At 55.5% G+C, this 18,830-nt stretch carries 14 protein-coding genes and 1 tRNA gene; 8 read left to right on the forward strand and 7 right to left on the reverse strand.

Features of this window, described 5'->3' with window-relative positions:
- Both C5Y44_RS07400 and C5Y44_RS07405 read left to right on the forward strand, forming a co-directional pair.
- A complete protein-coding gene (locus C5Y44_RS07400) occupies positions 1–1,749 on the forward strand; it encodes an ABC transporter ATP-binding protein (RefSeq protein ID WP_105324329.1) in 1,749 nt (582 codons plus the stop codon).
- Between the two features lie 54 nt (positions 1,750–1,803).
- Entirely contained in the window at positions 1,804–2,871 is a 1,068-nt protein-coding gene (locus tag C5Y44_RS07405) for a PHB depolymerase family esterase (protein ID WP_105324330.1), read from the forward strand.
- Here C5Y44_RS07405 and C5Y44_RS07410 read toward each other — a convergent pair.
- Together C5Y44_RS07410 and C5Y44_RS07415 are read right to left on the reverse strand one after the other, a co-directional pair.
- Entirely contained in the window at positions 2,864–4,087 is a 1,224-nt protein-coding gene (locus C5Y44_RS07410) for a site-specific DNA-methyltransferase (protein WP_105324331.1), read from the reverse strand. The genes C5Y44_RS07405 and C5Y44_RS07410 overlap by 8 nt on opposite strands.
- Entirely contained in the window at positions 4,084–5,334 is a 1,251-nt protein-coding gene (locus tag C5Y44_RS07415; RefSeq protein ID WP_105324332.1) for an aromatic amino acid transport family protein, read from the reverse strand. Before C5Y44_RS07415 ends, C5Y44_RS07410 begins: the two co-directional genes overlap by 4 nt.
- A gap of 437 nt (positions 5,335–5,771) precedes the next feature.
- Between C5Y44_RS07415 and C5Y44_RS07420 the strand changes: the two genes are divergently transcribed.
- Positions 5,772–5,954 carry an Rv0909 family putative TA system antitoxin gene (locus C5Y44_RS07420; RefSeq protein WP_105324333.1) on the forward strand — a complete coding sequence of 61 codons (183 nt, stop codon included), beginning with the start codon at positions 5,772–5,774 and terminating at the stop codon, positions 5,952–5,954.
- 107 nt (positions 5,955–6,061) lie between these two features.
- Here C5Y44_RS07420 and C5Y44_RS07425 read toward each other — a convergent pair.
- The 3 genes from C5Y44_RS07425 to C5Y44_RS07435 form a co-directional block, all read right to left on the reverse strand.
- Positions 6,062–6,135 (reverse strand) — tRNA-Pro (locus tag C5Y44_RS07425).
- 74 nt (positions 6,136–6,209) lie between these two features.
- Positions 6,210–6,644 (reverse strand): YchJ family protein, encoded by a 435-nt coding sequence (locus C5Y44_RS07430; RefSeq protein ID WP_105324334.1) that lies wholly within the window; start codon positions 6,642–6,644, stop codon positions 6,210–6,212.
- A 4-nt stretch (positions 6,645–6,648) separates the two neighbouring features.
- Positions 6,649–7,800 (reverse strand): alpha/beta fold hydrolase, encoded by a 1,152-nt coding sequence (locus tag C5Y44_RS07435; RefSeq protein WP_105324335.1) that lies wholly within the window; start codon positions 7,798–7,800, stop codon positions 6,649–6,651.
- Between the two features lie 99 nt (positions 7,801–7,899).
- Here C5Y44_RS07435 and secA2 point away from each other — a divergent pair, with 99 nt between their 5' ends.
- The 5 genes from secA2 to C5Y44_RS07460 all read left to right on the forward strand — a co-directional run bounded on the left by secA2 (position 7,900) and on the right by C5Y44_RS07460 (position 13,268).
- On the forward strand, positions 7,900–10,191 hold the full coding sequence (gene secA2, locus C5Y44_RS07440; RefSeq protein WP_105324336.1) for an accessory Sec system translocase SecA2: 2,292 nt from the start codon (positions 7,900–7,902) through the stop codon (positions 10,189–10,191).
- 100 nt (positions 10,192–10,291) lie between these two features.
- The gene (gene odhI / locus C5Y44_RS07445; RefSeq protein ID WP_066793863.1) at positions 10,292–10,726 is read left to right on the forward strand and encodes an oxoglutarate dehydrogenase inhibitor Odhl; all 435 of its coding nucleotides are present in this window, start codon (positions 10,292–10,294) and stop codon (positions 10,724–10,726) included.
- Positions 10,727–10,891: 165 nt separating this feature from the next.
- Positions 10,892–11,629 carry a MerR family transcriptional regulator gene (locus C5Y44_RS07450; protein ID WP_105324337.1) on the forward strand — a complete coding sequence of 246 codons (738 nt, stop codon included), beginning with the start codon at positions 10,892–10,894 and terminating at the stop codon, positions 11,627–11,629.
- Positions 11,630–11,730: 101 nt separating this feature from the next.
- Positions 11,731–12,408, forward strand: a complete 678-nt coding sequence (locus C5Y44_RS07455; protein ID WP_233189897.1) for a bifunctional nuclease family protein — start codon at positions 11,731–11,733, stop codon at positions 12,406–12,408.
- Between the two features lie 287 nt (positions 12,409–12,695).
- On the forward strand, positions 12,696–13,268 hold the full coding sequence (locus C5Y44_RS07460) for a MerR family transcriptional regulator (protein WP_066797587.1): 573 nt from the start codon (positions 12,696–12,698) through the stop codon (positions 13,266–13,268).
- A gap of 82 nt (positions 13,269–13,350) precedes the next feature.
- Here C5Y44_RS07460 and C5Y44_RS07465 read toward each other — a convergent pair whose 3' ends face one another.
- Positions 13,351–16,698 (reverse strand): hypothetical protein, encoded by a 3,348-nt coding sequence (locus tag C5Y44_RS07465; protein ID WP_233189898.1) that lies wholly within the window; start codon positions 16,696–16,698, stop codon positions 13,351–13,353.
- Between the two features lie 131 nt (positions 16,699–16,829).
- A complete protein-coding gene (locus tag C5Y44_RS07470) occupies positions 16,830–18,830 on the reverse strand; it encodes an FAD/NAD(P)-binding protein (protein ID WP_105324338.1) in 2,001 nt (666 codons plus the stop codon).

An 18,830-nucleotide genomic window follows, 5' to 3' on the forward strand; every position in this document is an offset into this window, starting at 1 on the left:
ATGGGTATGCGTTTTCCTACCGCTACCTGGCCCCAAACCCGCAAGGTCTTAAGCAGGCACTTGCGTGAGGTACCGAAGGCAACTCAGCAATTTCTTTTCGCTATAGTGTTGCTTGCTCTTGGCGCCGTGGCCAATATCTGGATTCCTATCCAGCTCGGACGCATCGTCGATGTGGTCATTTCAGCTAGCAGTACTAGTTTGCTGCGGATTACGGCAGAACTAGTTATCGCAGCATTTGCTGCCGCTGCCTTTTCTGCTTGGGGCTTTTTCGTGCTCTCGCGATTGACGGAGCGCGTAATCGCTAACCTGCGTGAAGACATGGTGGGTACGGCCCTGGGCCTACCAGTCCACCGCGTGGAAGATGCCGGCACCGGCGATTTAGTATCCCGGTCCACCGATGATGTTGCGGAGCTATCTGCAGCGGTGACTGAGACCGTCCCGATTTTGGCAAACTCCGGTTTTGCAATCATCACCACCGCCATCGCCCTCGTTACTCTAGACTGGCAATTCTTGCTCGTCATTGTCGCTGCTGCACCAATTTATGTCATCGCCGCGCGACGGTATCTGCGTGTAGCCCCTGGACGCTATGCCGCCGAGCGAGCATCGATGGCTGATCGTGCACGCCGGGTGCTTGAAGCTATCCGTGGACGCGCTACCGTGCGTGCTTTTGGCATGGAAAAGTCCATGCATGACCGAATCCATACTGCTTCCTGGGACGTAGTCGAGCATGGTTACTCAGCGCGAAAGACCATGCTTGTGCTGCAGCTGTGGATGACCTCGGTGGAGTTTGTCATGCTGGGGGCGGGCTTGCTGGTGGGTTATCTCACCGTGCAATCAGGTGCTATGACCGTAGGTGCCGTCACCGGCGCGATGCTCATGCTGATTCGTCTGCGTGGACCACTGATGGGTCTGATGCGCGTGCTGGATACGATCCAATCGGGCTATGCCTCCTTGGCGCGCATCGCCGGCGTGGTGGTCAATCCGCCGCAGCCCACCAAGCCGGCTGGTGCTCCGCCAAAAGAAGGCCACGTGGAAGTCCACGATGTCTCATTTTCCTATGGCCAAGGCTGGGCAGTAGAAGATGTCTCACTAAGCATTGACCCAGGGAAAACCGTTGCTGTCGTCGGTGCCTCGGGTGCTGGCAAAACCACCGTCGCGGCTTTGCTCGCCGGTCTGCGGGTGCCCGATTCAGGAACCGTGAAAGTTGATGGGGTAGAAGTCACCTCTTTGTCGGATTCAGAACGCGTTGCCCGCTTAGCGATGGTCTCCCAAGAAGTCCACGTCTTTTCCGGCACCCTGCGCGAGGACTTAAGCCTGTCGCAACCAGAAGCCACTGATGACGAGATGATCTCGGTCCTTGATCGCGTTAATGCGGACTGGTTCCATCAGTTGGCGGATGGCCTCGATACCGTAGTCGGCGCCCAAGGCCTGCAATTGGAGCCGGTGGCCGCGCAGCAGTTAGCACTTGCGCGAGTGATGTTGTTAAATCCACGCGTAGTCGTCATGGACGAAGCCACCGCTGAGGCAGGATCACAAGGTGCGCAATCGTTGCAGGATGCAGCGGAGGAATTGGCCAAAGACCGAGCCGCACTGGTGGTGGCACACCGGCTGGATCAGGCATCGCGTGCCGATGAAATTTTAGTGATGGATAACGGACGCGTCGTAGAGCGGGGAACCCATGCGCAGTTGTTAGAATTTGATGGCCGTTACCAGCAGCTTTGGACGGCTTGGCAGCGTGGTAGACAATAGGGTCTGACAAAGTCATCAAAGCGATACGCAGATAATCAATAATGAGGAGTTCAGGTGCACACAACCAGCCATTTCGGGCGTGCTGCAGCTAAAAAGATCACCCTTGTTTTATCCGCGGTAGTGCTGACTGCGACCTTGGCCTCCTGCTCGGAGGTGTCATCGCGTGGTGAAACCTCCTCGCTTTCAGGTGAAAGCTCAACGGCTGTTAGCAGCGAATCGGAAGCAAACCCTGGCACTTATGACTTGGGACTTCCTACCTCTGCGCCTTTAGCAGGGCCTGAGCCAGGCTCTTCACAAACCATCAATCTTGCCTCAGGCCGGAAATTTATCCTGCATGTGCCCAGCTCCTATCAGCCGGGCAAGAAATGGCCAGTCGTGTTGGCTTTCCATGGCTGGAAAGAAACGGCTGAGATGATGCAGCGCTATACGGAATTAGATGCTGCCGATGCCATCGTGGCTTATCCCGCGGGTGAAGACCGCGCGTGGGCACCAGCACCTTATGCCAAAACCACCGGCGCAGAAGATACCCAGTTTGTCCGCGATATCGTGGATTCGCTCCGTGCCACCTACGCAGTTGATGATGAACGCATCTATGCCACTGGCATGTCCAACGGCGGCGGATTTGCCGCTTACTTAGGCTGCCAGATGCCGGATGTCTTCAAATCTGTAGCGACAGTCTCAGCCGCGTATTACCAGGCTATTCACGCCTCCTGTAAGGGTGAACCAGTCGGCCGGCTCGATATGCACGGCACGTTAGACCCGGTCGTGGATTACTACGGCGGCACCCGCCACAAGGAACGCTATGTTTCAGTTCCGGAAGTAGTTTCCATGGATGCCCAGCGCAACCGTTGTGAAGGCAATCTCAACACCGAGCGCCTGGCTAATAATGCGCTCTTGGTGCAGTGGGAGCAATGCCAGTATCCGGTTCAACACATCCGCATCGGTGGTGGCAAACATGTCTGGCCCGGCGGCAACTATGACGATGCCAGCGAGGTAGGCTTTGGCTTTGCCACCGATAAGGTCTTGGACTTCTTTGCCATCCCAGGACGTCCCGCTGGTATGGAAGAAGCCCGCACCGTGGAAACCGGAACTATGGAAGAAGAAGACTTTAGCGCTAGCTAAGATCGATTCTTTGAGCCTGCAGTCCAGCAGCGTGCATGCGCGCCCAGCAAATATCGGCGATGGTTTTAAAACCAGCCCGGTACGCCGCGCTACTTTTCGCGGTCGGTTCTGGCAATTGCATCAGCTGTACTGTCCGGGTGCCGCCGTCAGCCTCATTGAGCTCAGCTACTGCCTGCGCAGTCGTGCCTGAACCTGCGAAGAAGTCCAAGACCTTGGCATCTTTGGGCCCGCCGATATCAACAAGATACTTAATCAAGCGAACAGGCTTGGGAAAATCAAAGATCCCCGGAATCCCCAACGCAGCTTCGGCATCGCGGCGTCCAGAGCGCGTTACCCCAAAGCGTTCGCCATCTAAAATACTGCGCGGGCGTGCACCCTGCTTCTGATAGTTCTTCGTATACACAAAGCCGCGGCGAAAGACCAGGTCTTCGTAGTGTTCGGCAACTTTTTCTTTGCTCCAGCGCCAGCGCGCCACCTGGGTTTGCCCGGCTGGTTGGTGCGGGAGATACTTTTGGCCCTCGGCATCGTGGATAGCAAAATCCAGTGAGGGGACATAGCCCAAAGTCTTCGAATCCAAACGCACCAGGGAATAAGCGCCTTTGTCATCGTGGAAGTTGTATTTGGTGGTGGTATGGCCTTGCGGGTCTGTGTTGAAGCCGGGGGATTCGGCCGAGCGGGCATAGGCCAGAACATATTCGTGTTCGGTGATGGCGAAACGGGAATCGTTTTTCCCCGTGCCGCCTTTCTTCCAGATGAATTGGTTGGCGAAATTCGCTTGGCCAAAAAGCTCATCGGCAAGCATGCGTAGGTGTGCTACTTCGTCTTCACCAATGGAGATAAACATATGGCCAGTCGGCGCGAGCAACTGCCAGGCGAGTATCAGCCGAGGCGTCATCATCGACAGCCACTGTGCATGCCATTGGCCGTGATCCGTCGAGCGGTGCTCACGGCGGTTACGGTAATTATCGCGGTATAAAAAGTCACGGCCGGTGTTATAAGGCGGGTCGATATAGATAACGTCAACGCTGGCAGGCGAGTGCGCTGCCAGAGATTTTAAGGCGTCCAGATTATCGCCTGCGTATAAAATATTTCCATCGGGGTGAGAGATCTCTGCTTGGGTTGGCGAAGCCGTGCTTGCCGGAGCCTTGGCAGGAAGGGATGCCTGTTTCAAGGCATCTTCTTTACCTGGCCAAAATAGCCCAAAGCTAGATGTCACAAAAATAGTCCTACGATTGCGGCGGAAATGGTAGCGATGCCCGTGATAATGACGAATGCAGCAGTCCAGTGATTGCGGAAACGATTAAGCGCTGGGACTTTATACATCGCATACATCGGCATGATGTACAAGATCATAGCAATGAACGGTCCACCGATGGATTCGATCAGCGCCAAAATCGATGGATTCGCAATTGCTGCAGCCCAAGCGGTCAAGAAGATGAAAACATTGACAGCCACGGTCAACGTGGTCATCGACAGCTTGTTGCTAATGCCAGGGGCAAATTTCTTAACGATGAAACGTGCGCCCTCTGCAGCGCCGAGGGCATGGCCAAAGTAGGAGGAGACAATGGCAAGGATGGCCACGATAGGCGATAGCAATGCCATGATTGGCACGCCGGTGGTGTTAGCGATATAAGACATCACGGGAATGTTTTGCTCACGGGCTTGCGCAAGACCGTCACCACCGACTGCCAGAGCACATGACCACACGAAGAACATGGTGAAAATCGTGAGCAAAAGGGCGGTGATGCCGAGAACCTTAGACGCATTCTTCTCCGCGCCCTTGCCCCAGGTGCGTTGCATTGCCAGGGTGAACTGGGAGATAGCCGGGGAGTGGTTGAAGGAAAAGACCAGCACCGGCAAAATCATGACGACTGCCCATATACCGGAGGTAGTGCCTTCCGTTTCATAGAAGCTGGAAAAGTCCCACTGTGGCACGAGATAGAAGGAGACCGCGGCGAGGAAGACGATGAGTGGATAGACAATAACCTGCGTAACAATCAGCATCAAACGCTGGCCATAAGCAAAGACTAAGGTCATGCCGCCCACGAGCAACAAGGAGAGCAGCCAGCGCGGAATCGAAGGCCCAGCAAGCTGATTAACGATGAAGCTATCGACGGTGTTGGTAATGGAGACACCGTAGATTAAAACGATGGGGTAGATCGCTAGGAAGTACAGCACAGAAATGACCGCGCCGGCACCCTCGCCGAAATAGCTGGTTACCACTCCAGTAATGTCCACGCCGGGCTTTGGCGACGCGCTCATCATGCGTGAGAGTGCTCGGTGCGAGAGAAATGTCATCGGGCCAATGAGCACGGTGGCAATCAGCAATGGCCAAAATCCGAAACCGCCTGCATTGATTGGCAGGAACAAGATACCTGCACCTACGGCGGTACCGAAGAGCGATATTATCCAGTTGGTGTTGATGGCCTTGGGATGGTGCGGCTGGGTTTCGGTTTGCGTCATGCGGGTGGGACTCCTTGAAGCTTTCTTTCACATCGTGCTTAAAATCCAGCTGCCGCGGACTTATCAACGACCACAGCCGGTGAGAAAGAACCAACCACAGTGGAGATCGGTCATATATTTTCAGAGATATTTCATCGAAATAAATTCGTGATAACCGGCCACTAAAAGTGATTATTCGACCCTAACACCGCCCGACGCAAATCTTCGGCATCGATCCACGGCAATCGGGGGTTTTCGGGGGTAAATTCAGCTCGTAAAGCGGGCGAGGGATGTGGGTCACAAAGTGGTTAAGAGTGTGCCATTTAGGCAATTTTGCGCGAATTTTCAGAAGATTTTCATGGCGAGATTTTCCGGATGCGTTTATCGTGGGGAATTGCACGACCTGATGAAGTAATAATTCGAAGACAAAGCAATTTGTATTAAGGAGTGTTTCAACAATGGGTATTTTCGACGAGGCAAAGAACAAGGCATCTGAGGCTGCTAAGGACGGCAAGCTCGACGAGCACTTGGACAAGGGACAAGACTTCGCCAAGGACAAGGTCGGCGAAGAACACGCGGACAAGGTTGATACCGCACGCGACAAGATCGACGATACACTTGGCTCCAACGAAGACAAGTAGCGAAGAAATCAGCTACCACATGGATAAGCGTTAAGAACTACGTTCATCCATACCAATAGAAAATACCTCGCTCACCGGCTTAATCCGTGTGAGCGAGGTATTTTCTGTCGGACTAACAGGATTTGAACCTGCGACCCCTACACCCCCAGTGTAGTGCGCTACCAAGCTGCGCCATAGTCCGCCGTTGGTTTAAAAATAAAGCAACGACTTAGAGATTACACGATTGGCATTTCGAAGGGAAAAATAGCCCCCGGTTTAGCTGATATCACCGGTGGAATAGACCCATTCACGTGGGAAATCATCGCGCAGCTGCATGCGGTGAAAAGTCGAACGCTCCCGCTGAGAACCTGAAGTGGTGCCTTTGTAATAAGCGTCAAATTCGACGATGCCGGTGTCATCGAGAGGCGAGCCCGCGACTGTGTCGATGATGTCCAGTCGGTAGAAACGGACGCCGTGTTCTGCGGCAAAAATTTCTTCGAAGTTAAGTGAATCTGGGCGCGTTGCTGGATCCCAGGTGCGCAGCAAGTATGCTTCATCGCCGGTAACAAAAGCGCTAAAGCGTGAACGCATGAGAGTTTCTGCCGTAGGCGCTGGGGTGCCGTCGTGGTATTTCTTGCAGCATTCGCCAAAGGTTAAACCGGTGCCGCACGGGCAGCGCACATCGGCGGGCAAAGGGTTAAGAATGTCCATGGGCTTAAAACACATCCACGATATGAGCAGAAGAAATCAACGAAACAATCTCTGCGTCTTTGCCAGCAGTCAGTAGCGTGGATTTCTCCGCGGCACTAAGCGTGCCCACCAATTCAATGCGGCGTTCAAACGTGGCTTCGTGAATGTGGGTGACGGTGACATTGACATCGTCAAGCGACATGCCCTTGGCTGCTTCCTTAACAGCCTGTGCTGTGCCAGCGGCCAAAGCGGACATCAAAAGTCCTTCGGCTGTGTGCCCGCGCCCGCGACCGCCGTCGGACTTGGTGCGATCTGTAGAGATGGAGCGATCATTGTTGCGTACCACTACGCCGAACTTCGTGCCATTGGCCAAATGCGAGACCGCAGCGCCAGGGCCTACTTCTTCCGGAATGTAATCTGGTTCCAGGTATTGCTCCGCCCAGGCGCCGATAAGGTCGGCCGCACGCTGCGCGGCACCTTGGCGGGTGAGTAGGTGATCGGCCTTGTCGAGTGCCACCAAAGACTTTGGGTAGCGGGTCACGCGGAAGATGGTCTGGGCATTTTCAATCCCAACGGTCTGATCAATCGGGGAGTGCACCAGCATCAACGGCTTGCGCATCCCGCGCAGGTAATCCTCGGGGTTGGTATCAGCAAGGTCCTCTAAGAACTTTCGGGAAATGGTGAGTCGCCGTCCGCCCAGCACAACTTCGACAGCGCCATATTCGTCGACCGCGCTGATTTTATCGGCGTAGTGCAGCACCGAGTGTGCAGGATCAAAAGGTGCGCCGATGGTCGCCACGGCGTTAATCGAATTGATCAATCCCGCCGCCGCGAGTGCCGCCGCACCGCCGAGAGAGTGACCAATGAGCAGTTGCGGCGCGTTGTATTCGGTACTCAGCCAGTTCGCTGCTGCCTGAATGTCAGCGACGTTGTCACTAAATGAGGTATCGGCAAAGTCACCCTCTGACTGGCCCAAGCCTGGAAAATCAAAGCGCAAGCACGCAATTCCAAACTCGGTCAACTGCTTGCTGACGCGTGCTGCACCTGGGGTGTGGCGGTGGCCGGCGAAGCAGTGCGCGAAGATTGCGTACGCTTTAGGCGGAGAATCAGGAAAATCGATGGTGCCGGCGATACGGTGGCCGGCCGCAGACGAAAACGTGACATTCGCGGATTGCATGATTTATAGAATAACGGGCTGGGTTCTTGTGGGGTTAGCTTGCCCTACTAGAGTCAATAGAAATCACACATACCGCTTTAGGGAGATGGAATAACACTCATGGCAGCATTCAATTGGTTTTGGAAGGCAATGGGCTCATCGTCCGAGCGTAACAATAAAAAATCTAAGTCCATTGTGACAGATTCTGAAGGTTTGGTAGAGCAGCTTTCAGCACTCGATGACCCAGAGCTTGCCGCCCGTGCACGCGCATGCGCTGCGGGGGGAGTGTTAAAAGATAAGTCAACTTTCTTAGCTTGTTTGGCGGTGGCTGCGCAGCGCAAGCTGGGGCTTAAGCCTTATCACGTGCAGTCGCAAGCGGTGCTGCGTCTTTTAGAAGGCGACGTTATTCAAATGGCCACGGGTGAGGGCAAGACTTTGGTCGGCGCGATGGCCGCGACAGGCTTTGCTTTGACTGGTAAGCGCGTACACGTGGTGACGGTCAATAATTACCTGGCCAGCCGTGATACTGAATGGATGCGGCCGCTGGTTGAAACTTTTGGGCTTAGCGTTGCCAGCGTGACCGAAAAGCTTTCGGCCGATGAGCGCCGGAGTGCTTATCGCAGCGATATTATTTATGCCCCCGTTAACGAATTAGGCTTTGACGTTTTGCGCGATAACCAGATTACCGCGCGTGAGCAGGCGGTTCAGGCCCCGGCGGATGTAGCGCTGGTGGATGAGGCGGACTCAGTGCTTGTCGATGAAGCCCTGGTGCCTTTAGTCTTAGCCGGCTCCCGCAAGGGGGATGCGCCTACCGGGCAGATTACAGATGTGGTCTCTAGGCTGCGGGAAGATATTGACTATCACATCAGCCAAGATGGCCGGACCGTGGCGCTTTCCGATGAGGGCGCGCACCGTGTTGAAAAAGACCTCGGTATTGATTCTTTGTATTCGGAAGAAAACATCGGCAACGTGCTGGTGAAAGTCAACCTGGCTTTGCACGCGAAGGCGCTGCTCATTCGAGATATTCACTACATCGTCAGTGACGGCGAGTTGCAGCTTATCGATGCTTCCAAAGGCCGCGTCGCCGACCTGCAACGCTGGCCTGATGGGCTGCAAACCGCTGTTGAAGCCAAGGAGGGCCTGGAAGTATCTGAAGGCGGGCGCGTTCTAGATACGATTACATTGCAGGAATTGATGCGGCGTTATCCCACCGTATGCGGCATGACCGGCACTGCGGTCGAGGCAACCGACCAGCTGCGCCAATTCTATGACCTGCACGTCTCTGTCATTGAGCGCAACAAGCCTTTGCAGCGCTTCGATGAACAAGACCGCGTCTATGCCACCCTGGCGGAGAAAAACCACGCCATCGTTCAAGAAATCCAGACCTTACACGCGACAGGCCAACCGGTACTTGTGGGTACCCAAGACGTTGCTGAGTCGGAGGATTTAGCAGAAGCGCTCGGTGAACTGGGCATTACCGTCAACGTGCTCAATGCGAAAAACGATGAGGAAGAAGCACGCATCATTGCCGAAGCCGGCGATGAGGGTCGCGTGACGGTGTCAACGCAGATGGCTGGCCGCGGCACTGATATTAAACTCGGTGGTGCCGACGGCCGCGACCGCGAGGCAGTAGTTGCAAGTGGTGGACTTGCCGTTATCGGCACGTCCAAGCACCGCACTGCGCGCCTAGATAACCAGCTGCGTGGCCGTTCTGGGCGCCAAGGTGACCCGGGGTTGTCGATGTTTTTCGTTTCCTTGGAAGATGACGTGGTTGCCCAAGGTGGAGAAGATGACTCTTTGGTCATTAAACCCGGACCAGATGGGCGCCTTGACGCCAAGCGTGTCTATGACTTCATCAGCCACTGCCAGCGTGTGACAGAGGGGCAATTGCTCGAGATTCATGCTCAGACCTGGAAATATAATCAGTTGCTGGCGGATCAGCGGGTGATCATCGACAAGCGGCGTGCGAACCTGCTCGATACCGACCAAGCCTGGCAGGAGCTGGCTGCACGAGCTCCTGAACGTGCCGCAGAGCTTGTCGATGTCTCCAGGGACGCGAAAATCACCGCCGCGCGTGAAATTATGCTTTTCCATCTGGATTTGGCGTGGGCGGACCACTTGGAATTGATGGATGATGTTCGTGAATCTATTCACTTGCGGGCAATTGCGAGGGAGACCCCCATTGATGAGTACCACCGCATTGCCGTGAGGGAATTTAAGGAGCTTGCCCAGCGTGCCGTGGATGAAGCGGTGGAGACTTTCGCCACTGTGGAAATCGATGAAGCCGGTGCTCACATGGATGATTCCGGTCTTGCACGCCCATCAGCAACCTGGACTTATATGGTCTCCGATAACCCGCTAGCCGGGTCTGGCAACTCGGTCATCGGGGGGATTGGTAATCTGTTTAGATAGAGAAAACACCAGCGGCTGCCCGCAGCGTGCGAGAAAGTCGCTATTATGAATTAGTAAAGAAATACCGTCTACTTTGCCCACTCATACGGAGGTAAACATCATGGCCGAGAACAATGGCACTCCAGAACCACAGGTTGAAACCACTTCGGTTTTCCGCGCGGACCTGCTCAAAGAAATGGAGAACTCTGCTGCTACGAGCACCGATGCCTCCACTGCAGGTGCAGATAATCTGCCTGAGGGCCAGGCCCTGCTCGTTGTAAAACGTGGGCCGAATGCGGGTGCACGCTTCTTGCTTGACCAGCCAACCACTACCGCTGGCCGCCACCCAGAAGCGGACATCTTCCTTGATGATGTCACGGTCTCTCGCCGCCACGCTGAATTCCGTATCGATGGTGACAAGTTCGAGGTCGTCGATGTTGGATCTCTCAACGGCACCTACGTTAACCGCGAGCCACGCAACTCCCAGGAACTAGAAGTTGGAGATGAGATTCAGATCGGTAAATTCCGACTAGTCTTCATCGCTAACAAGAAGTAGAATTCTAGTTCTTAAACAAAACAGTCTCTTTTTGTGAGAGACTGTTTATTAGTAAATAACATGACTGTGGTTTACCCGCAGCCAACTCGGTGCATTCGCAGTGAGCTGGGGGCGGGGCAGGCCAGGCGAGAGCTATAAAATCTTTCCGGAGAGAACAACAACATCGTGAGTGCAGCGAAGCAACAGGCAGCGGCGGTTAACCCCGTTCCGAAGACACCAAAGAAAAAGACCATGTCCATCGGCGTGGTTTTGGAAAATCTGCAGCAGCAGTTTCCTGATGTCACCGTGTCTAAAATCCGCTTCTTGGAATCAGAGAAGCTGATTGCTCCGTCGCGCACTGCCTCAGGCTATCGCCGTTTCACCGAAGATGATGTGGAGCGTCTGCGCTACATTCTGACCCAGCAGCGTGACAACTACACGCCACTGAAGGTTATTCGTGAGCAGCTCGATGCCATGGATTCTGGTCAGGTCACCGCGATTGTCGGTGCGGGGCAGACCTCTACGTTGGTTTCTGCGGATAAATTCCGTGCACCTGTTATCACCCGTTTGACTGGTGAGGATGTGGCGGAACAGGCTGGCAGCACCGAGGCAACAGTCATGGCCTTGGTAAAAATCGGCCTTATCCATCCGGATTCTTCAGGATTTTTCACCGCTGACGATGTCTCGGTTGTTTCTTCGGCAGAAGCGCTGAAGGCTTTCGGTTTCGATGAGCGTCGCTTGAAGTCTTTGCGCAATAACGCTCGCCGTCAGGCGGACTTGATCTCTCAGGTAGTAACGCCTGTGGCTACTTCGAAGTCTGACACTGCGCGCCAGCAAGCAGAGGAAATGTCTTCACAGATGGCCGCGCTGGTTGTCTCGCTGCATGCGACTTTGGTCAAAACTGACCTGCGCAACGAATTTTAAAGCAGCCCACGGGCTGTAAACACCACCCTTTTTCGCTGCATTAGCTGCGTGAAAATATTAGGGTGGTTTCATACTTTAAGACAAAGTTGTACTAGAAAGCGATGACCATGAATGCGGTGAAACTAGAGTTCCTCGGCGTGCACATGATGGAGCCCGAAGATTTCTTATGTGCTTTGCTGGCGCACCCAGCTTCTCAAAAGATCGTTCCCGTGTGGATGTCTTTAGCCGACGGCGCGCGCTTAAGCTCGCGGGCTGATGGCTTTAGCCCGTCGCGTCCAGATACCCATGACCTGCTTCTGGATTTATTAGAAGACCAGGGTGGGGTCATTAGTATCGTGATCAATAATGTTCACGAGGGTGCTTTTTATGTCGAGGTCACCACGGGCGCAGAAAAAACGCTGGATGCACGGCTTTCCGATGCCCTGATTTTGTCCATGCACTTTAATGTCCCAGTGACTATGGATGAAGAGATTTTGAATATGTCCGGCATCTACGTCACTGAAGATGACTTGGATCAATACTTTGATATCGATTACTCGGAGACTTCTTTCATTCCGGGGCACACCTCGCGGCCAGTAAGTAGCGATCCGGATTCCACTTCCGCCTCTGGTGATGCGCAGGCCGATGCTGACTTTAGCCAGCTGATGCAATCGATGGGCTTGAGCGAAGACGAGCTGCGCCTCGATGAAGAATCGGGAGACGAAGCATCGGAAGATGACCCATCGGAGGATGACCCATCGCAGGATGTAGACGGGGAAAGCTCCGAGGATAAGGAGTAAAACCCGCTTTAGCCAGCACCTTTAAGCCACTTGGGGGTAGTGGTGGGGGTGTTGGAGCTGCGAATTTTAAGAAAAGAATGACACGCGTGTCACTAATGATGGATTCAAGATCTGCAGGGTCTAAGGTTTAAGTAGAGATTGAGACTTTGCAGCATCGGCGAAGTCCCCAGGGTTGACGTTTGGCAATCCATGGCAAATAATGAACCTATAGCTTTTGAGCTAAACATCATTGGAGTAATTACGTGTCTAAGAACGAAGAAGTCCTGATCACTGGCGACAGCAGCCACATCGAAAAAGCTGCGCAAGAAGTTACCAAAGAAACCACCGAGCCTTATCAGGAATCCCTTTTTGATGTAGGCCCTGATGAGCAAGTTGGCTACCGCGTTCCTATCGCGTGCCAAGTTGCGGGTATTACCTACCGCCAGCTGGACTACTGGGCACGCACCAACCTGGTTAACCCTTCGATCCGCACCGCGCGCGGCTCCGGCTCGCAGCGCCTTTACTCCTTCCGCGACGTGCTCGTGTTGAAGATCGTCAAGCGCTTGCTGGATACTGGCATTTCTTTGCAGAATATCCGCTTGGCAGTTGATTCCCTGCGCGACTTGGGCGTTAATGAAATCTCCGAGCTGACCCTAGTCTCCGATGGCACCACCGTTTATGAGTGCCGTTCCAATGATGAAGTCATTGACTTGCTGGCTGGTGGCCAGGGCGTATTCGGTATTGCCATTCCAGGTATCATGAAGGAACTCTCCGGCACCATTTCTTCCTTCCCATCAGAGCGCGTTGACTTTGATGAGGGCGAGGCAACCGTCGTCGGCATTGACGAGCTTGCACAGCTGCGCGAGCGCAAGACTTCCTAAAGCATAGTTAAAGCTTAGATAGAACTCTTAGACAAAGATTAATCCGCTGACTTCCTAGATGAGGAAGCCAGCGGATTTTCGTTTAGATGCTGCCGTGGGCGCGGACTAGCTGGCGAGCTTCTTCCATAACGAGGTAATAGGTCGTCAAGGTAGGAGCGAGCTGCGCAATATCTGCCCACGCCTTCAAGTGCTCAGACTTGATCGGGGTGAAGAACTTCGCGATGCCCTTTTGTTCCGCCGCAGCCGCGCGCGAAACGTGTGCCGCTGCCACGGTGATATAAGGTCCCCAGGCCCACCAGTTCTTCTGACGCTGGCCGTAGGTCGCTCCGAATTTGCGCAGCAGCACGAGGTGGCGGCGCACATCGTCGCCGACCATGTTGGCCTCTTGCTCGAAAAGTTCTTGGCGCAGTTCCACAAGACCTTCGATGTCCTCGAACTTACGGCGGTGGCGCAGCAGCTCAAACCAGCCGTGGCGCAACGCCTTCGCGTCGACGATGCCGCGGTCACCAGCGATATCGTTGAGTGCCTCAACTGCCTCGGAAAGTGCATTGGCCTGCGCTGCGGTGACGACTTCCTTCATGATTTGCTGGGTATCACGCAGTGGGGAGAGCACCAAAGAAGTCGGCTCAGCGGTCTTCGGTGGCAAGGTAGCAGGTACGGAGCCATCGATAAGTCCGGTGAGGTAGTCGCCGCCATTGAGCTGGACAAATGCCAGCGCATCTTCGCGGGCTTCGCCGGTGAGGTTGCCATCGATAAGCTCATTGAGCAGCTCTAGGGCATAAACCCACGCGGTGGCGCGGAAATCGACCATGCGCTCACCGTTGGAGTGGAAGTCGAAATTCGCAAGACCGTGGTAGATGGTCAGCGCCGGCTGGTCACCAACGCGCACATTCGAGCGGCCCAAAGATTCCAGCATGTGACGCGGGTCCGAGTTAACGGTCCGACGCACCGCAGCGCGCAGCGGGGAAAGCAGCGGATCATCGACGTTGCGCAATGCATAAAGGTGACGCCACAGCGCTGGTTGCAAAGGCTTTTCGATGCGCTCTTTCTCATTACTCTTCGACAACTGCCACGACAGCTGCGCGCCATCGGCGGTGTCAAAATGGCCTTCCTGGTTGACCACGATGGCGCTAAAGGTCGGGCGATTAGGCGCCTTAGCGATGAAACCAGGATAAGATTCCACGACGTCGAGAACCAGCGGGCCGGCGTCCTGGAGTTCTTCTGGCACGGTGCAGCTGAGGCCCGCGTCGAAGGCAACGCTCCAGGGTTCGATGTCTGGGCGGGTAGCTGGCCATAAAAATCCCGCTAGGTCCTTGTCGCTGGAGTAGCCAGAAATCCGCAGGCTATCACCGACAATATTGGCGGTGATTTCCGGAACGGTTTCCGTAAAGCGCGCGGTCGTAGCGATGACAACATCCGGGGTAGCGTGTGCGGCATAGGCCTTTTCATATTCGGCTACGGATTCATAAGGCTTTGTCTTGCCGGCAGAATCGAGCTCTTCCCAGGTCTCTGCCGCATTTTTGGGATGCCATGCCAAGGTCGCCAGGATGGATGCATGCGCCGACTTAAACGCCGCACGGATAGACGCATTGGTGGTGGTGAAAATCGCTCCGCCACGCTTGCGCTTGAGCTGAATGACCTTGACCTTGCGCGAGATCTCGTGTGTTAGTAGCAGGGAAGCAGTGCCACCGATGGCCCCGGGGAAGTGAATACGGAACTCACCATTTTTCGACAGTGAGTCCAAAGCGATAGTGTTGGGGAAGTAGTCCCAATCAGGCTGCTCGCCACGCTGATCGACGGAGTACGCCAGCGCCTTCGGCACGACGACGACATCGAGGTGATAATCGGCGGGGTTGGAGATCACAAAGGAAGTGGAGCGTTCATCGCGGTCGATGGGTTGCGCGCGCTCAAAGGGGATATCGATGTACTTCTCAGAAGTAATCCGGGGCGCGAAATATGCCTTGGTGTAGGCATTAGCATCACCGGTTTGGTCAGGGTGGCGAAAGTTTGCGCCCGAGTCGCCGGTATAAGACACGCGCAGGTTAAAACCTTCGGCCATGTTGTAGGTGCGGCGCTCAACTAATTCGCCGTTGCGCAAAACGTCAATGTCGTAGTGGCCGATCCAGGCGTCTTCAAAGACGTCGTCGAAAAGTGGAAAAGGCTTGCCTTCGTGCTGGTCAAGCTCAATCTTCTCTTCTACCAATTCGCGCTCTGGCAGCTCTTCGTAGGCATAAGCTTCAGCGGTGGTGTCGGTGTAGTACAGCTCTACGGTCCACTCAGCGCCATCGTGCTTTGGCAGCGCGAGCTTTGGGGACGTGGTGTACAGCGGCTTGGCGTCGACGCCTTGGGCATCGCTGATGCGTCCAGCGGCATCGAACCAGCGAGGCGCATAAAGATTGCCAATGTGTACCTGCTTGGCGGTGTGGGCCTTCGAGGTGGAGTTTGCGGCGCCGTAGCTCATCAACAGCACGTTGGTGATATCAAGCTCGCGGAATTCAAAGAGCGACCACTCGGGCCAGGAGCTAAATTTCAGCTCATCTGTAGGCACAGCGGTACGAGTTGGGAAGGTTTCTTCCGCGTCGATCTCAGAGGATTCAATGGGTTCTGCAGACTCTGTAGACTCTACAGGCTCTGCCGTTTCGACTGGCTCCACAACATCTGCGGGCAGCTGGAACTTCGTGCCCGTCGGGGCCAAAATCAGTGCCGTGGAGGTGGTGATGCGGTTTTGGTCGTGGGCGCGCTGCAGATCTGGGTTAAAGACCACGGCCGGGAAGCTGGAGTCAATAACCGGCAGGCGAAGCTTTTCACCGGTCGCGGAATTAGTCACGGTGATGCGCGCGGTGGGCTGGACGATGCTTACCCGCTGGCTTTGCGGGCGGCCGTCCTCATCAAGGGAGGCGGGGATGCGGAAGCTGTCAAAGCCAGCATCGATGAGCCACTCGATATATTCATCATCGCTGGGCATGATGGCGGGCAGGATCAGGTAAAGCTTGCCGGTATCCGGTTCCAACATCAGATGCGGTTGCTCTGGCAAGGCTGGGGCCACCGCGACAAGGGAAACCTCAGCCGGAGCGAGCTCAGCCACAGCGCTGATAGCGTCTTTGTTCTTGCAACCCAACTGGTCCGCCAAGACTGCTTTCAGCGTGGTCTTATTGCGAGAATGCTCAGCGCCATTAAAGCGGGCGATGGCAGACACGGTGGGGTAGGCAGACAGTACCTCTGCCACAGATTCCTGCGCTGATACTGCCGCGGTTAGGCCGTGGCCCAGCTCGGTTGAGCACCAGTCAAGCTGCGCCTGGGTGAGCTGCAGCTTGTCAGCTGCGGCAAGTGCCTGTTCAGCCGCAGCCAAGCGCTGCTGGGTATCAGGATGCCGCTGGGCGGCCTCGATAAAGTTGGCAGTGGATGAAACTAAAACCTGTGAAGTAGACAAAAACCTATAATCCTGAAGTAGAACGCATTGATTTTGAGCTCTGATCTGCGTGCCCGATGTGCAGATACTGCTGAGAGTTTAACTATTTTGCCATACTTCGGCACCAAAACCGATACGTGCTGTTCGCGGCTTTAAATTTTTACACCCGCGGTCACAAGCAGGCTGCGCGCCACCTTATCGGTTTCCTGCAGCATGAGAGGATTCGTTCCTGGCATTGGCGAAATTGTGGTGTCTGGCCACTGCGAATAGGTCGGGATTCCCGCAACGTGCAGGCGCGGATCTTTTGATCCATCTGAGTGGATGGTGCGACGTGTTTCATCGTCGGTAGCAGGAGAGCCGGTCTCATTTCCGCCGTCGATAAATGGGGTGACGCGGTTGGCAATAGACAACTCGAGGCTGTCGCCGGGGTGGCGGACATCGGGCTGGTGCATCCAGGCATCGATAAGTACTGGCGAATGCACGGCACGGGAGCCTGAAGTCATGACGAATTCCTGCTGGCTGCTGGCAGGCGGAGTCTTGATGGTCACGGAAGTGCGGTCGCCAACGAAGGTGACCAGGCCAGCATCGACTAAGGCGAGCAATTGACGAGTGCGGAATAGTGGTGGGCCAGAGCCAACCATCTGTCCCAAAGTCATAAACTCCTTGTAGGCACCCGTGCGGGTTTCCCAGATGAAGCGGCCATTGGAACCCAAAATGGAGGCAGGTTTGCGGGCAGCAGAAATAGCCCATAGGCCGGATTTCAGTGGGGAGTTGCGCGCGGCGACGGCTTCGCGGATATCGCGATCAAGGCGGCTCGCAATCCGCGTGGTCAGCTCGCGGGTAGTAAAATCAGCAACCCCGACGCCCTTTTTCGATAGTGGTGCGATCCAGTCAGTGAGCTCGAAAGGCTCCGTGGTCAGATCCTGCAGCGCAGCGCCCAGGGCAGCAGGCAGGGCGCTGGCGTCATTGCTGTTGGAAGGTACGGCAACGGACTCGATGGCTGATAGAACCTCTTCCAAGGTCGCGGTGAGAGATTCAGGGCGCACGCGGTGCAAGGTGGTGTAGTACTCGGTGTAGGCATCGCGCACAATCGCCGGCCACACCTCGGCTCCGAAGTCGATGGATTGCTCTGGGGCATCCTGATGCGCGGCGATAACTTCCTTCAAACGCGCAAGGTTCGCCTTGGGTGGCAGGGAGTGATATTCCGATTTAGGCAGGTAAGGGTAGCCGCGGCCGGAGCCGACATAAAAGTGCGGTTCATTTCCGGAAGGGACATAGCGCAGCCCGGCGCGCGCGGAGTCATCAGGGATGAATTCGCCGCCGCGGTCGATGGTCAAAAGCGCCATGACATCGAAAAAGCCCATGCCCAGCCCGCGCACCAGCACGTCGGCGCCAGCAGGGACGACGGAGAGGTCCTGTTCAATGGGGTTATTAGGCCGAATCCAGGTCAGCCCGGAGTTGGCAAAGATTTCTTCTTCGGCATTGGCTGCAGGCTGCGTCCAGCCAGAGGCCAGCACGGTAGCGTGCGCCTCGACGGTCTCACCGGTAGAAAGCTCAATGAGGTCCGCGTCCTCTGCTGAACGAATGTTCAGCGCGCGGGCACGGTGGTTAATCACTTCAACACCTGTGGGCAGCTGCGCCAAGGCAACCTCTAGTGCCCAGCGCAGGTAGGCGCCGTAGAGGGCGCGCGAAGGGTTGGATTCGGGCACCGTCGCAGCGATCTCCGCGGCGAATTCCTGTGCGATGGAGGGGTGCGGCGGGAAGGCATCGAAAAGCTCTTGCTTTGGCTTGTCGATGCCGTCGCGCTCCCCACGCAACAGCTGAATCCATTCGTACTGGATGGGCCCTTCCAAAACGGGCGCGCCGACGGTGGAGCCGGGCTCGGTAAAGAGCGTGACGGCCCCTGCGAGCGTATTCATGCACAAAGTGTGGGTTTGTTCCGTGTCCCAGATGCGCCCGGCGCCGTGCTGCGCGTCGTCAATCAAGTGAATCGTGAACTGGGCGCTGTCACCGACTGCGGCACCCGACCTGCCGAGATAAGCGGCGATTCTTTCGATAATGGAGATGCCGCGGGGTCCTGCACCCACAATGGCAATCGAAGCACGCGGGGAGGGGGTTTGGGAGGTGGTGCCTCGAGTGGGGGTGGAAGACAT

The sequence above is a fragment of the Corynebacterium sp. J010B-136 genome, assembly GCF_002967075.1.
Lineage (GTDB): Bacteria > Actinomycetota > Actinomycetes > Mycobacteriales > Mycobacteriaceae > Corynebacterium.